At 71.8% G+C, this 13,904-nt stretch carries 12 protein-coding genes; 7 read left to right on the top strand and 5 right to left on the bottom strand.

The genetic code is table 11. The features are described 5' to 3' along the window. Positions 1-7: 7 nt before the first annotated feature. The 5 genes from ABWI07_RS20245 to ABWI07_RS20225 all read left to right on the top strand — a co-directional run bounded on the left by ABWI07_RS20245 (position 8) and on the right by ABWI07_RS20225 (position 4,194). A complete protein-coding gene (locus tag ABWI07_RS20245; protein WP_353819478.1) occupies positions 8-1,309 on the top strand; it encodes a salicylate synthase in 1,302 nt (433 codons plus the stop codon). A 24-nt stretch (positions 1,310-1,333) separates the two neighbouring features. Further along, on the top strand, positions 1,334-2,116 hold the full coding sequence (locus ABWI07_RS20240; protein ID WP_149258721.1) for an Fpg/Nei family DNA glycosylase: 783 nt from the start codon (positions 1,334-1,336) through the stop codon (positions 2,114-2,116). 63 nt (positions 2,117-2,179) lie between these two features. Then, complete coding sequence (locus tag ABWI07_RS20235; protein WP_353819477.1) at positions 2,180-2,659, top strand: macro domain-containing protein; 480 nt, start codon at positions 2,180-2,182, stop codon at positions 2,657-2,659. Positions 2,660-2,764: 105 nt separating this feature from the next. Then, entirely contained in the window at positions 2,765-3,394 is a 630-nt protein-coding gene (locus ABWI07_RS20230) for an exonuclease (protein WP_353819476.1), read from the top strand. A 68-nt stretch (positions 3,395-3,462) separates the two neighbouring features. Continuing rightward, on the top strand, positions 3,463-4,194 hold the full coding sequence (locus ABWI07_RS20225; protein WP_353819475.1) for an isochorismatase family protein: 732 nt from the start codon (positions 3,463-3,465) through the stop codon (positions 4,192-4,194). Between the two features lie 46 nt (positions 4,195-4,240). Here ABWI07_RS20225 and ABWI07_RS20220 read toward each other — a convergent pair whose 3' ends face one another. Further along, entirely contained in the window at positions 4,241-5,020 is a 780-nt protein-coding gene (locus ABWI07_RS20220; protein ID WP_353819474.1) for a DUF6069 family protein, read from the bottom strand. Between the two features lie 5 nt (positions 5,021-5,025). Further along, positions 5,026-6,024 (bottom strand): RNA polymerase subunit sigma-70, encoded by a 999-nt coding sequence (locus ABWI07_RS20215; protein ID WP_353819473.1) that lies wholly within the window; start codon positions 6,022-6,024, stop codon positions 5,026-5,028. 310 nt (positions 6,025-6,334) lie between these two features. On the opposite strand from ABWI07_RS20215, the gene ABWI07_RS20210 reads away from it, so the two are divergent. Both ABWI07_RS20210 and ABWI07_RS20205 read left to right on the top strand, forming a co-directional pair. Beyond that, positions 6,335-6,916, top strand: coding sequence for a DUF6939 family protein (locus ABWI07_RS20210; protein WP_353819472.1), 582 nt, complete (start codon positions 6,335-6,337; stop codon positions 6,914-6,916). Between the two features lie 390 nt (positions 6,917-7,306). Continuing rightward, positions 7,307-8,968 (top strand): TROVE domain-containing protein, encoded by a 1,662-nt coding sequence (locus ABWI07_RS20205; RefSeq protein WP_353819471.1) that lies wholly within the window; start codon positions 7,307-7,309, stop codon positions 8,966-8,968. A gap of 38 nt (positions 8,969-9,006) precedes the next feature. Here the strand turns inward: ABWI07_RS20205 and ABWI07_RS20200 are convergent, their stop codons facing one another. The 3 genes from ABWI07_RS20200 to ABWI07_RS20190 all read right to left on the bottom strand — a co-directional run bounded on the left by ABWI07_RS20200 (position 9,007) and on the right by ABWI07_RS20190 (position 13,884). Then, entirely contained in the window at positions 9,007-9,630 is a 624-nt protein-coding gene (locus tag ABWI07_RS20200; protein ID WP_353819470.1) for a GyrI-like domain-containing protein, read from the bottom strand. Then, a complete protein-coding gene (locus ABWI07_RS20195; RefSeq protein ID WP_353819469.1) occupies positions 9,614-10,207 on the bottom strand; it encodes a PadR family transcriptional regulator in 594 nt (197 codons plus the stop codon). Before ABWI07_RS20195 ends, ABWI07_RS20200 begins: the two co-directional genes overlap by 17 nt. Positions 10,208-10,302: 95 nt before the next feature. After that, positions 10,303-13,884 carry a protein kinase domain-containing protein gene (locus tag ABWI07_RS20190; protein ID WP_353819468.1) on the bottom strand — a complete coding sequence of 1,194 codons (3,582 nt, stop codon included), beginning with the start codon at positions 13,882-13,884 and terminating at the stop codon, positions 10,303-10,305. Positions 13,885-13,904 lie beyond the last annotated feature (20 nt).

The raw sequence follows: 13,904 nt of genomic DNA, 5'->3' as shown, positions 1-13,904 counted from the left end.
AGCCGCCTTGTCCACTGGTCTGCCGAACCCCGCCGAGCCGGTCGTCGAGCACTCCTCGGCACCGCTCGCCCTCATGGCCCGCCTGGCCGGATCGGGCCTGTTCAGCGACTACGTCGTGTACGAGCGGCCCGGCTCATGGACGTTCGCGGGGGGCATGCTCGCCGAGGTCGTCCTCGACGCCGACGCCGTCCACGCCCACTGGCCGGGCCGGGCCCTCACCAGCCGACCCTGGACGGGCCGTCCCGCCGACGCGCTCCGCGAGACCTTCGCCGACGCTCCGCTGCCCGCGTGGAACGCCTACGGCTGGATCGCGTTCGAGTCCGCCGCTCCTCGCCCCACCGGCCGGCTCGCGCACCTGATCGTCCCCCGCACCGAGGTACGGGCCGAGCACGGCCGCGTCACCGTCACCGGCGTCGACCGGACCGACATCGAGCAGGTGACCAAGCTCCTGGCCAAGCCGGACGGCCACCCCGTCGGCGAGCCCTCCCCCGTCGACGTCCGCGTCGGCGGCGACCCCTACCGCGCGCGCGTCGCCGAGGCCGTGGCCGACATCCACGCGGGCCGCTACCAGAAGGTCATCGTGTCGCGCCGCCTGGACGTCCCCCACCCGGTCGACGTCGTCTCGACCTACGTCCGGGGCCGCGAGGCCAACACCCCGGCCCGCTCGTTCCTGCTCGACCTGGGCGGCTTCCAGGCCACCGGGTTCAGCCCCGAGGTGCTCGCGAGCGTCGACCCGGCGGGGCACGTCATGACCCAGCCCCTCGCCGGCACCCGCGCCTTCGGCCTCGGCGCCGACACCGACGCGCGCACCCGCCGCGACCTGGAGACCGACCCCAAGGAGATCTACGAGCACGCCGTGTCCGTCCGCACCTCCCAAGAGGAGCTGTATCGGGTGTGCGAACGGGAGAGCGTCCGTGTCACGGGCTTCATGACGGTGAAGGAGCGCGGGACCGTCCAGCACCTGGGCTCCAGTGTCAGCGGCACCCTCTCCCCCGGCCGCACCGCATGGGACGCCCTGGACGCCCTCTTCCCCGGCGTCACCGCGTCCGGCATCCCGAAGCCGGAGGCGATCGAGGCCGTCACCCGCCTGGAGGAGCGCCGCGGCCTGTACTCGGGCGCCGTCGTCACCGTCTCCCATGACGGCGCGCTGGACTCCGCCCTCGTCCTGCGCGCCCTCTACGCCGAGAACGGCCGCGCGTGGCTGCGCGCGGGCGCCGGGATCGTCAGCGCCTCGACCCCCGACCGCGAGTACGAGGAGACCTGCGAGAAGCTCTCCAGCATCGCGCCCCACGTCGTCGCGCAGACCTGAGCCGGCGGCGGGTAGGGACCCGCCATGCCGGAACTTCCAGACGTCGAAGGCTTCCGCCGGGTGCTCGCCGAGCACACCGGCAAGCGGATCGCCTCGGTATCGGTGCTCGACTCCGGAGTCCTGCGCGGAGTCACCGCCCGGCGCCTGGACACGGCGCTGCGCGGCCACCGCTTCGAGGAACCGCACCGCCACGGCAAGTGGCTGCTGGCCCCGGCTCATGGCCCGGTGCTGCTGCTCCACTTCGGCATGACGGGCTCGCTCACGTGGCACCACCCGGACGAGCCCCGCCACCGCCACGACCGCGTCATCTGGAGGCTCCCCGACGGCGAACTGCGCTTCCGCGACATGCGCAAACTGCAGGGCGTCCACCTGGCCGCCAGCACCAGAGAGGCGGACGAGACCCTTGAGAACCTGGGCCCCGACGCCCTGGACTTCTCCCGCAACGCCTTGGCGGCCGCCCTCTCCCACCACCGCGGCCGTCTCAAGACGACCCTCACCGACCAATCGGTCATCGCCGGCCTCGGCAACCTCCTGGCCGACGAGATCTGCTGGCGGGCCCGCATCAACCCCCTGAGCCCCGCCCGCGCCCTGACCACCCCCGAGGTCGCCGCTCTCCACCGAGCAATGCGCCGAGTCCTCCGCGACTCCATCAAGGCGGAACGCGTCCCACCCCGACCAACCTGGCTGACCGGCGCCCGAGACGCCAAGCCCCCCGTCTGCCCACGCTGCGGCACCCCCTTGGAAGCCCGCCGCCTATCCGGCCGCAGAACAACCTGGTGCCCCACCTGCCAACCCATCGAGCCCTGACGAGCCGGCCGCCCAGGCGGCTTGACCAGCCGGTTCGTCGGAATGCCGGATATCGTGGCGATCATGGCGCAGATCCGCTACCTCCAGGGCGACGCGACCTCCCCGCAGGCCAAGGGCCCCAAGATCATCGCGCACATCTGCAACAACCGGGGCGGATGGGGCAAGGGCTTCGTCCTGGCGATATCCAGACGCTGGCCGGAGCCCGAAGCGGCCTACCGGCGCTGGCACCGCGACCGCGCCACCAACGACTTCGAACTGGGCGCGGTCCAGCTCGTCCAGGTCCGACCCGACATCTGGGTCGCCAACATGATCGGCCAACACGGCATCAAGACCGGCCGAAGCTCCGGCCCGCCGATCCGCTACCAGGCAGTGGAGCAATGCCTCCACCGGCTGGCCGCACGGGCCATCGACCTCGAAGCGACCGTCCACATGCCCCGCATCGGCTGCGGCCTGGCCGGCGGACGATGGGACCGCATCGAACCCCTCGTCATCAACCAGCTCACCGAACCCGGCATCTCCGTCACCGTCTACGACATGCCATAGGCCCGCTTGTCGGGCTTGGGCAGCCCGGCTCTCCATCCCGCCTAGGGAGTGGATCGCTGCTCGACATGGTAAGAAGTCTGTTCTGGAACGGGACGGGGAACGCCGATGAGCAGGTGTGAGGTTTATTTTTCGGTTGACGTGGAGGCCGATGGGCCGATTCCGGGGCCGTATTCCATGTTGAGCTTCGGCATGAGCGCATGTGGAAGCTTCGACGGGGACGAGTTCAGGCCGGTGGATCCGGCCGAGACCACGTTCTACGCGGAGCTGAAACCGATCAGCGACGCCTACGTCCCGGAGGCATTGGCGGTCAGTGGCCTGGATCGCGACCGCCTCGCCGTCGAGGGGCGCGATCCGGGCGAGGCCATGAACGCGGCCGCTGACTGGGTGACCGCGGTGGCGGCATCGGCGGGTGGGTCGCCGGTATTGGTGGCGTATCCGCTCGGCTTCGACTGGATGTTCCTGTACTGGTACTGGACGCGGTTCGCTGAGGCCGGATCCCCTTTCGGACACTCCCGGCACATCGATCTCAAGACCGCTTACGCCACCAAGGCCCGCAGTCCGATCATTCGCTCGACCAAACGCCAGATGCCCGGCGAGCTGCTGTCGGACCGCCCTCACACGCATAATGCGCTGGACGACGCGATCGAGCAGGCCGAGCTTTTTCACAATCTGGTCCGCTGGGCCGGGCATCCGCGTCGGCAAGGCAAGGACCTTGGCGGAGTGATGGGAACCTGACCCCCTCAGGGAGAATGCGGAAGCGCGCTGAGGCCGGCGAAGGACCCGCCCGTCTCCATGGCGCGGGCGTGCCGGAGATCGAGGAGGCCGTGCTGTCGGAGGTCGGGGTGCGGCAGCACGAGTGGCGGATCGAGGCCCGGGAGTACGCCCGGCATGAGCGCCGCCGTGGCCGTCGCTTCGCGTTCACGCGGCTCGTTCCGGCTCGGACGGCGTTGGTGGTGATCGACATGGTGCCGTTCTTCGTCTCCGACAACCCCTACTGCCGGGGGATCGTGCCCAACATCGGCCGCCTCGCCGATGCCCTCCGGGCGGCGGGCGGCACGGTCGCCTGGGTCCTGCCCGCGGTGGGCGAACGCACGGCGGTGGCCGACGAGTTCTTCGGGCCGGAAACGGCCGAGAAGTACCGTACTTCCGGCGGCGTGGGCCCGATGACCGAGCGCCTGTGGCGTGACTTCGTGGTCCATGCCGATGATCTGCTGGTGGAGAAGTCCGCGGCCAGCGCCTTCTTTCCGGGGCGCTGCCCCCTTCCCGACCTGCTGGAGCAGCGCGCGATCGACACCGTGCTCATCACCGGCACCGTCACCAACGTGTGCTGCGAGTCCTCGGCACGGGACGCGAGCACTCTCGGACTCCGGGTCATCATGGTCGCCGACGCGAACGCGGCACGCCGCGACCAGGACCACAACGCCACCCTGCACACCGTCTACCGCTCCTTCGGCGACGTCCGCCCGACGTCCGAGGTGCTCACCATGATCGGATCAGCGCCCGCCGACGGCGCGAACCGGCGGCGGGGCCCGTAGTCCGCAGACCGTTGGTGTTCCAGGCCCGCAGTCGGACGGTGTCACGTCATGGCCGGGCGCGGACGTCGCGCGGCCGTCCGGGTGCCCCTGCTGAACGGAGGCTCCGCGCCAGGGTGGGGATCATCACCGTCGCAGCGACGAGGTGCAGCCCCAGGAGTGCGGTGATGGTGGCCGTGTCCGCCCCGGAGAGGAAGGGCGGGACCAACGAGATCGCGGTCAGCGACACCGCCGTCCACACGAACCGCTCGGCGGGGCGGGCGCTCCAGCGAAGAAGAGCGGCGGCGATGACGATGCCCACGACCGAGAAGAAGCCGGTCACCACGGCGAACCCGGGCAACGGGATCGACTCGCCGCCGGCGGGGAGCTCGAAGTCGACGCCGGCGGCCTGGGCAAGCGCGGCGGCGAGGGTGGTGGCCACCATCGCCGCGAGCGTGGCGATGAGGCCGGTGACGGCGAGCCTGCGGAGTCCGCGGGTGTGGCCCGTCCGACCCGGTGCCGGGTCTGCGACGACCCCGGTGTCATTCATGGCGTTCATGTCATTCTCCGTCATTCGGTGGCTGGCGTAGGGGTGGGTTGACTGGCGTGTGACGGTCCCGGCCTTAGGGGTGACGACGCGTACCCTCGCCGTGCGGCGGCCGGGGTTCCGCAGGGCGCGGACGCCGGTGCCCCGGAGCCAGAACCCGGCGTCGCGTCCGAGTACCGGTCCGGGCTCACCCCCGCGCAGTTCCAGCTGCACCCGCCCGTGGGTGACGACGCCGAACGCGTCGCACCAGTCCGCCGCGGCCACCGCGACACGTGCGCCGCCGCGCAGCGTGAGCGTCCGCACCGGGACTACTCCGTGCCGTCCGCCGGCAGGCGCTCGGGCAGCTCGAGCCGCGCGAACCGGTCACCGTGGAACGTGACGAGCTCGCTGATCGCCCCGCCGGTGATGCGCAGCACGTCGAGCGTCAGCGGCAGGTACGCGCCCTCCCGCTCCTGCCAGAGGTAGAAGGCGACGGCGGGCTGCCGGTTCACCGAGGTCTGGACGGCGCGCAGGCCCTCCAGGCGCTCGAAGCCGTCCTCGATCCAGTCGTTCACCACCTTGTCGCGGCCGACGAGCAGGCCCGGCGTGGGCGGCATGGAGAAGCGCACGTCGTCCCGAAGCAACGCGGCGAGCCCGTCGACGTCCGTGGCCACGCTGGCGTCGGTGAAGCGGCGCACCAGCTCGCGCGTCCCGGCGTCCCCCTCCCCGCCGGTCCAGTCCTGCCGCTCGGCGGGCAGGTGCTCCCGCATCCCGGCGCGGGCCCGCTGCAGCGCGCTGTTGACGGAGTTGACGGAGTCCCCGAGGAGCTCCGCGACGTCCTTGGCCGGCCAGCCGAGCACGTCCCTCAGGATCAGCACGGCCCGCGGGCGGGGTGCGAGGTGCTGGACGGCGACCAGGTACGCCAGCTCGATCGTCTCCCGCGCGACGGCGACGGCCTCCGGCTCGTCCGCGTCGCCCGCGGGCAGCTCGTCGAGCAGCCGGTCCGGATAGGGCTGCAGCCACGGCACCTCGCCGCCCGTCGCCGGCTCCGGGCGGCGCTTGGCGAGCAGGTCCAGGCAGGCGTTGGTGGCGATCCGGTACAGCCAGGCCCGGAACGTCGACCGCCCCTGGAAGGTCTCCCGCCGCCGCCAGGCGCGCAGGAACGTCTCCTGCACGGTGTCCTCGGCGTCCTCGAACGATCCGAGCATCCGGTAGCAGTGGACGTGCAACTCCCGCCGGTGCCGCTCCGCCAGCCCCGAGAACGCCGGCTCGTCGACCTCGCCCAGCCCGCTCACGCTCACCTCCGCCGGCCGCGTGTCCGCACTCATCACGTCATCCTTCCCTCTCGTCGTGTTCCGTCATAGGTGTGACGGGTGCGGCCGCGAGAACTCATCACCGGGGTCTGCCGGTGCGGGGCGAGTCGGCGGCAGCGGGGCCGCCACTGGCGGCGGTGGGTGCGGATAGGGGGTAGCTCAATCGGGAGAGCACTTAGACCCGGTGGGCGCAACCACATCCGCCCTCCCCCACACGAGCCGGCCGCTCCCCACAACAACGCGGCGGGCCGGGTGGGCTCGGTCCTGTTTGTCAGTGGCATCGGGGATGCTGGCGGCTCATGTCAGCGAGACAGGGAGCCTCCAGTTGTCGATCCGTGTTGTCGGCCGTCGCCGTGGGATGGTGTCGCTGAGGGCGGAGTTTCCAGGCGCGGAGTTCATCGATGTGACCTCCAAGGCGCCGGAGCCGTGGGTGCGGTTGAGTCCGCTCTACCCGCACGGCGGCATCCCGGTCCCCTACTGCGACGGCGTGACCAGTCAGTCCGTGGAAGGGATCTGGCAGGCTCTCAAGGTCTTCGACGGGTCCGATGTCGACCCCGCGAAGCTCGAGATCACCACGATGAAGGGGTTGAAGCGGACGGTGCGTCGACACGGCCCTGTCAAAGGCCACCGCACCGGCCTGCACGGCGACCGACTTCTGTCCTATGAGTCAGCCAGGCGCCGGATCTACCTGCCGGCTTACCGGTGGGTTCTCGAACACCGCGTCGCCGATCTGGTGGAGCGGCTCCGCGAGAAGAAGGATGTCGTGCTCCTCGACTACACCACCAACGGCGACGTCACCGATCCCGCCAGCCCTCTTTCCCACGCCGCGCTCATCCAACTGCACATAGAGGGGCGCTGGCCGCGAGAAGGCGACGCGGATGCCGCCGGCGCATCAGCGACGGGATGAGCGGGCCCGCCGATATTCGAATGCGAACGGATCCGGGGCGGGCTACCTTTTGATCAGCGCGTCGGGCCCGGTGCCCGCACGGGTCGAAGGCCATCGGTTATCTCTTTCCAACAGATGCAATCCGGTGGTCGTTTCCACATCCGTGCCGGCACCCGGCCCTACGGGTCGGGCTATACGCATATGGGAGGGCGGGTCGAAGTCCGCCGGTTATCGTAATCCAAGGGTCGCAGGTTCGAATCCTGCCCAGCCGACGAAGTCGGCTGGTGGCGCAGTCAGGCAGCGCATTGGGCAAAAACCCGGCGGGCGCAACCACATCCGCCCTCCCCTATGCAGGCCGACCGCTCCCCCACATCCGCCCCACCGGCGGGTCGAAACTCCTGGAGGCCCCTAATGGCCCGTGACCCTCTCGCTTCGGTGTCCACCGTCGACACGCCGCAGAGCCGGCCGATTCCCGGCCGCGAGACCGAGCAGGTCCGCAACAACGCCGGCGGCTACGGGTTCGCCAAGGACCTGTGGACCCGGCTGGAGGACTTCCTCATCCTCGGCACCACCGGCGGCACCTACTACGTCGGTGAGGACAGGCTCACCGCCGACAACGCGCAGGTCGTGTTCGACGCGATCGCCGCGGACGGTGTCCGGGTCGTCGACCTCGCGACGGAGATCTCTACTGCGCGTCCGCCTCGGGCTCCGAAGAACCGTCCCGCGCTGTTCGTCCTGGCCGCCGCGGCGGCGCGCGGGGACGCCGACACGCGGCAGGCCGTGAAGGCGTCGCTGGCGCAGGTCGCGCGGACGACGGACCACTTCGCGACGTTCTTCGGGTACTGGAAGAACCTCGGCGGCAAGGCCACCGCCGGCGGGACCGCGCCGGTGATCGGGCGCGCGATGCGGACCGCGCTCGCGTCGTGGTTCCTCAAGGGCGACGTCGACCAGGTCGCGTGGCGGGTGTGCAAGGCGCGCCAGCGCAAGACCCCGTCCGGGGAGGCGTTCGCGCTGCGGGACGCGCTTCGCATCGCGCACCCCAAGGCCGACTCACCGGCGCGGCGCGCCCTGTTCGGGTGGATCGCTGGGAACGTCTCCGACGAGGACGTGCGGACGCAGGTGCCCTCGGTGGACGCGTTCCTTACGGCGCAGGCCGTCACCAGCCCGGTCGCGGCGATCGACGTCGTGCAGGACCGGGGCGTGCCGTGGGAGTTCCTCCCCGACGCGGTTCTCACCGACCCGGGCGTGTGGGACGAGCTCGTCGACACGATCGGGATGACCGCGCTGATCCGGAACCTGTCCCGGATGACGCGGATCGGGACGCTGACCCCGATGGGCGACGCGACCCGCCGCGCCGCAACCCGGCTCACTGACGCCGACGCGCTCGCGAAGGCCCGGATCCACCCGATGGACCTGTTCCTCGCTCTGCGCGTGTACGGGGCCGGTCACGCGCAGCCGAACCCGCGCGCCGACGTCCAGCGCTGGTCGCCGGTGCCCGCGATCGCCGACGCGCTCGACGAGGCGTACGAGCTGTCGTTCGGGCACATGGAGCCGTCCGGCCGGCGGCTGCTGATCGCGGTCGACTCGTCCGGGTCGATGTCGTGGGGCGGCGTGCGCCACGGCGGGACCACGCTGGGGTCCTGCTACGAGGTCGGCAACGCCATGGCGGTCATCCTCCACCGCATCGAGGGCGGCGACTGCCACGTCATCGACGTCGACACCGCCGTGCACGCCTCCAGGGTGACCGCGCGCACCAACCTGCGCGAGATCGGCTCGTGGCGGCCCAGCGGCGGCGGCACCGACCTGTCACTGCCGTTCCAGTGGGCGCAGCAGCAGCGCCTCGACGTCGACGGGGTCGTGGTCTTCACCGACAACGAGACGTGGGCGGGCCGGCAGCACCCGTCGCAGGCGCTCGCCGCCTACCGCAGGGCCGTGAACGGCGACGTGCGGGTCGTGCTCGCGGCGATGGCCGCGAACGGGCACACCATCGGCGACCCTCGCGACGAGGGCGTGCTGAACATGGCGGGCCTGGACGCGTCGCTGCCGATGGTCGTGAACGGCTACTTCCGTTGAGGTTCCGGGGCAGATGGCGATCTGCCCCGGAGGCCGCATCAGTCCGCCGCCTGAACGGGCTGCCGGAGGACGGTCTTGAACTTGGCGGGCTCGGTCCGGCGGTGGTCGCCGAGGTAGACCTCGTGATGGTGCCCGGACATCCGCAGGTTGTGGGCGGCGAGGTACTCGTGATGGAGCCTGGCGAGTGCAGGGCCCTCATCGTCGTAGGGTCCGACGTGCAGGAGTTGGGCGCAGGTGCCCTCCTTCAGGCTTTCGCGGCGGACCTCGGCGATCGCCGGCAGGCCCTTCTTCGCCAGCGCGGCCCGCTTGGCCTCCTCGATGAAGTCGTCGCTGATCCAGTCGGGCTGGCTGATGAGCATGCGCCATTGCCAGGCGCCCTTCTCGCGGGTGACGAACACCTCCGGGTCGTCGGACCACCACAGCCCTTCGAGCGGCCCGACGACGAAGTCCCGGCCGAGGTCGGCCTTGCTGGCGAACTTGATCGTGTAGGCGACGGCGTAGAGCGCCTCGACGGCGCGGGCGTAGCCGGCGCTGGTGTTGGGGTCGCCGCTTCCGTCGGCGGCGATGAACCGCTGCGCGGGCACGTCGACCAGCGCCCAGTCGGTGTTCTTCGGCGCGTAGCACTGCTTGAGTTCTCGTTTGATGTCATAGCGGGTCGTCATGGCCGTCTGCCTTTCTGGCTCGGGGCTCGGTGGTGGATCGGTCGTCGGCTCCGGCCGCCCGGTAGTCGGCCAGCCACCGCTGCTCGACGGCCAGCTGGCCCAGCGAGTAGTCGAAGATGGCGCGGACGAAACCAGGCATGCCGGGTTGAGCGTCGCGGGCCGCTCTGATGGCGGCCATCCGCTCCGCCAGGGCGGCGGCGCGCCGGTCGAGCGCGGCCCGCAGGCGCTCGGGCGGAACGACCGGCTGGTTGGCCAGCCCGACCAGGAGGGGCGGGAACACCGGCCGGAGTTCGGCCACCGCGGCCTCGGCCGCCCTCGCGCACGCCTCGCGGCCCGCGGATGTGGGCTCGTACACGCGGCGCGCCTTTCCCCGGACGGGACGCGGCGCGTCGACCTCGGTGATCAGCCCGCGGTCGCGGAGCCGGGTCAGCAGGTAGTAGATCGAACTGAAGCCGATCTCGGTCCACTCGCGCATGCCCCGGGCGGTGATGACCTCGTCCAGCTCGTAGCCGTACCTCGGCTTCTCCACGAGCAGGCCGAGCAAGGTCAACTCAGCTGGCGTCAGGTCTGCGGCCACCTGCTTACTCTAGTACTAGAATAGAGGGCGATCGGTCGCTTCCCTCTGCTGCTCTCCGTCAGGCGTGCTGGGGCGCAGACCTCGATGGGCGCTGTTCAGTCACCTGCGGCGGGCGGGAAGTCGAAGTCCCACGCCATCTCCCACACCCACATGCCCGACCCGAGGTCGGTGGTGGCCAGCAGGGTGCCGTCCCGGCTGAGCGCCGCGCTGTAGAGCGTCGCGCCATGGCCTTCCAGGGTGCGCAGGCAGCGCCCGGAGCCGACCTCCCACACCCGGACCTGCCGGTCCTCGCCGGTGACGGCGAAGGTCCCGTCGGCACTGAGGGCGAACACGCTGAGGAGGTTCGGGATCGGCAGGGCGGTGACGATCTCGCCGGTGCCGGTCCGCCACACGTGCAGCGCGTTCTGGTCGGGGGACGCGCCCAGCCTGCCGTCGGCGCTGAAGGCGACGGGGGTGTCCATCCCACCGCTCGCACCCTGGCTGCGGAAGGAGTACCGGAGGTCGCCGGTGCCCACGTCCCACGCGCCGACGAACAGGCCGTGGGAGACGAACAGGGTCCGGCCGTCCGCGCTGAAGTCCAGGCGCTCGTCGCGCGGACGCGACCGCAGCGTCCACGCGGGGCGGTCCTCCCCCAGCGGCCACAGATGGATCTCGTTCTCGTCGAGCGGGCCGCCGAAGCGGTTCGCCTCCGGGTGCGTGCCTCCGTGCGTGGCCGCGAACCGGCCGTCCGGGCTGAGCGCCGCCGCGTGGACGCTGCCGCCGTGCGCCCGCCACGCGTGCAGGATGCTTCCCGCGGGCAGGTCGCGGAGGCGGAGGCCGCCGGTCCGGTCGCCGATCAGGATGCGGTCGCCCACCGGGTTCACCGCGAACGCGCTGATGGCGCCGAACTCGTCGGTGAACAGGCGCTTGACGCCGGTTTCGAGGCTCAACTGGCGGATCGTGCCCGAGGACGTCAGGACCAGGAGCAGCATCCCGTCCACGCCGAACCGGATGTCCCTGGCGGTTCCGCCCTCGCCTCGGTCGAAGGTGTGCAGCCGCTCCCCTGCGGCGACGTCCCAGACGTCCACCTCACCGGTCCAGCGGCCGGTCGCCGCGATGAGACCGTCCTCGCGCAGGGCCAACGTCGGGGGCTGCGTGAACTCGCTGTGCCCGTCGTAGGAGTACAGCGGCGACGCGCTGAGCAGGGTGGACCTGCGGCCGTGCTCGCCCACCCGCGCCCACGCCGCCCGCAGGTCCGGGTGAAGGCCGAAGCCGGGCATCCGCTGGGCGGACCTCAGCGCCTCCGCCGCGGCCGAGTGCCGGCCCCGGCTCGCCAACTCGTCGGCGCGGTCCACCAGATCGCGGAACACGTCGTCCGCGCGGGTGAGTTCGCCGGCCGACCGCGGCCGCGCGTAGTACCACGGGGCCTGATAGCCGCCGGTGGGAAGCGAACGCACCGCGATGCGCCCCCAGGGCAGGCCGACCACCGCCGCCCGGCCGTCCGCGCTGACGTCGATGGAGCACGCCCAGCGGGCGTCGGACGGCAGTTCCCGGTCGATCGTGCGCAGGCAGCGGCCGGTCGAGGCCTCCCACACCTGCACCTGCGAGCCGCCGTCCGCCGAGGTCACCACGGTCGGCCCTGCCGCGGCGAGCGCGACGTCCTCCACGTGCCGCCATGCGTGCGGCACCTCGCTGACCACGGCGCACCGCCGCGCGTCCCACAGGGTGAGCGGCCCCTGCCACCAGGCGACCACGGCGTATCGAGCGTCGGCTGACACGCCGCCGACGTCCATCGCGCTGGTGTGGACGGGACGGCCGTACAACGTCCCTCTGGCGGGCCCGGCCAGCATGCCGGCGCATTGTTCGCTTCCCACGTCCCACGAGCGGACGGTGCAGTCATGGTCCGAGCCGAACGACGCGGACAGGGCTCTGCCGCCGTCCTGGCTCAGCGCCAGAGATGTGACGGGTCCGGCATGTCCGCGCAGAGCGGCGACGCAGCGCGCCTCGCCGGTCTCCCACACCTGGATCGTGCCCTGCGCGGACCCTGTCGCGACGTATCGGCCGTCGCCGCTCACGGCCACGGTCTGGACATCGTTCACCGCCGGCCGCCTCCGCAGCCGCCGGCCTCGCTTGAGATCCCACAGGTCGACGGTGCCGTCCTCCAGGACGGCGGCCCCGAGCGCCCCGGCCGCGTCCATCGCCAGGGCGGCGACCGGCTGCCCGCGCCTCGCCAGTGTGCGCTGTCGCCGGCCGGAATCCGTCGCCCACAGAAGCAGCCTGCCCGTCCGATCGCCGGACAGGACGAGGCCGCCGTCCGCACTGATCGCGACCGCGGAGATGTCGTCCTCCACGCGACGTGGGCCTTTCCGGGCCCGCGGGTCGAGGTCGGCACGGATCTGCGGCGGGCGGCGCTCCCACTCGGCCAGCGCCTCGGCGGCGTCCGGGGAGGCGGGATCGGCCGCGACCGCCTCCCGCAGCAGCTCACCGGCCGGCTCGTCCTCGTGCCGCTCCAGTTGCACCGCACCCAGGAGAAGGGCGCCGTAGCCCGCCCGGCCGGCTCCGGACGCGGCCAGCGCGGCCTCGATGTTGGAGACGACCTCCTCGCCGGTCTCCTGGCCCGCCCGCCATCGGTGCAGGCCGAAATTGTAGACCGACGGCAGGTGGTACGGGTCGGTGCCGATCGCCCGCCGCCACAACTCCTCGGCCTCCTCGGTCCGGCCGAGGTCCAGGAGCGAGAGGGCCTGGTTCGACAGGCCGTCCGACAGCAGCCGCGCCGCCTTGGGCGCGGGCCGCTCGTAGTCGGCGCCGAGGACCTCGCGGTACGCCTCGACGAGCGTCGCCGCCAACTCCCCGAAATCGGCCGGACGCGCCGCCGGGTCCTTGGTGAGGCACCGGCGCAGCACGGTCACCACCGCCGGCGGGACCGGCACCGGCGTGTCGTCGTCCAGTACGGCTTCCAGCGCCTCCCGAGCGGCCTGGCCGCGGCGCGTCGGCAGCCGTCCGGCGAACATCTCCAGCACGGTCACCGCCCACGACCACACGTCGGTCGCCGCGGTCAGCCGGACGTCCCGGTCCCCCGCGGCCGCGGCCGCCTGCTCCGGGGAGCAGTACGCGGGCGTCATCCCGCCGAAGGTGACCGTCTCCGGACGGCCTCCAGGCCGCGCCGCCTCGCCGTTCCCCGCTCGGGCCTTGGCCAGGCCGAAGTCGGTCACCTTCGCCGTGCCGTCAGCTTCCAGCATCACGTTCGCGGACTTGACGTCCTGGTGGACGAGCCCCGCCTCGTGTGCGTGCTCGAGCCCCCACGCCGTCTGCACGGCTATGTCGAGGATGCGGGCCAGCGCCGCCTGCCGGCCGCCCGCGTACAGCTCTCCACTGCTCACGGCCTGAGCCAGGTTGCCGCCGTCGACCCATTCCGCGAACACCCGGGGCACGCCCTCGATCGTGCGGACATAGGCGCAGGCGACCGTGTGCGGGTGCAACCCGAGCCCGATCCACGTGCCGGCCTCGGCCTCGAAGTAGGCGCGGTCCTCCGGGGTCCGGACCAGCTCGGGTCGCGGCGTCTTCACGGCCATGTCCACCCGCCAGCCGCGATGACGCACCCGATGCACCACCCCCATCCCGCCGCTGTGCACCACGCCGAGCACCTCGTACAGGCCGAGCACGACCTCTCCCGGCACCCACTCCCTAGTCGCCTCCATGGCGTCAGTCTGCGCGATTC

This window comes from Actinomadura sp. NPDC000600 (assembly GCF_040492135.1).
Classification (GTDB): Bacteria; Actinomycetota; Actinomycetes; order Streptosporangiales; family Streptosporangiaceae; genus Spirillospora.
The sequence above is the reverse complement of the archived record's forward strand: the minus strand, read 5'-3'. Positions and strand labels throughout refer to the sequence as shown.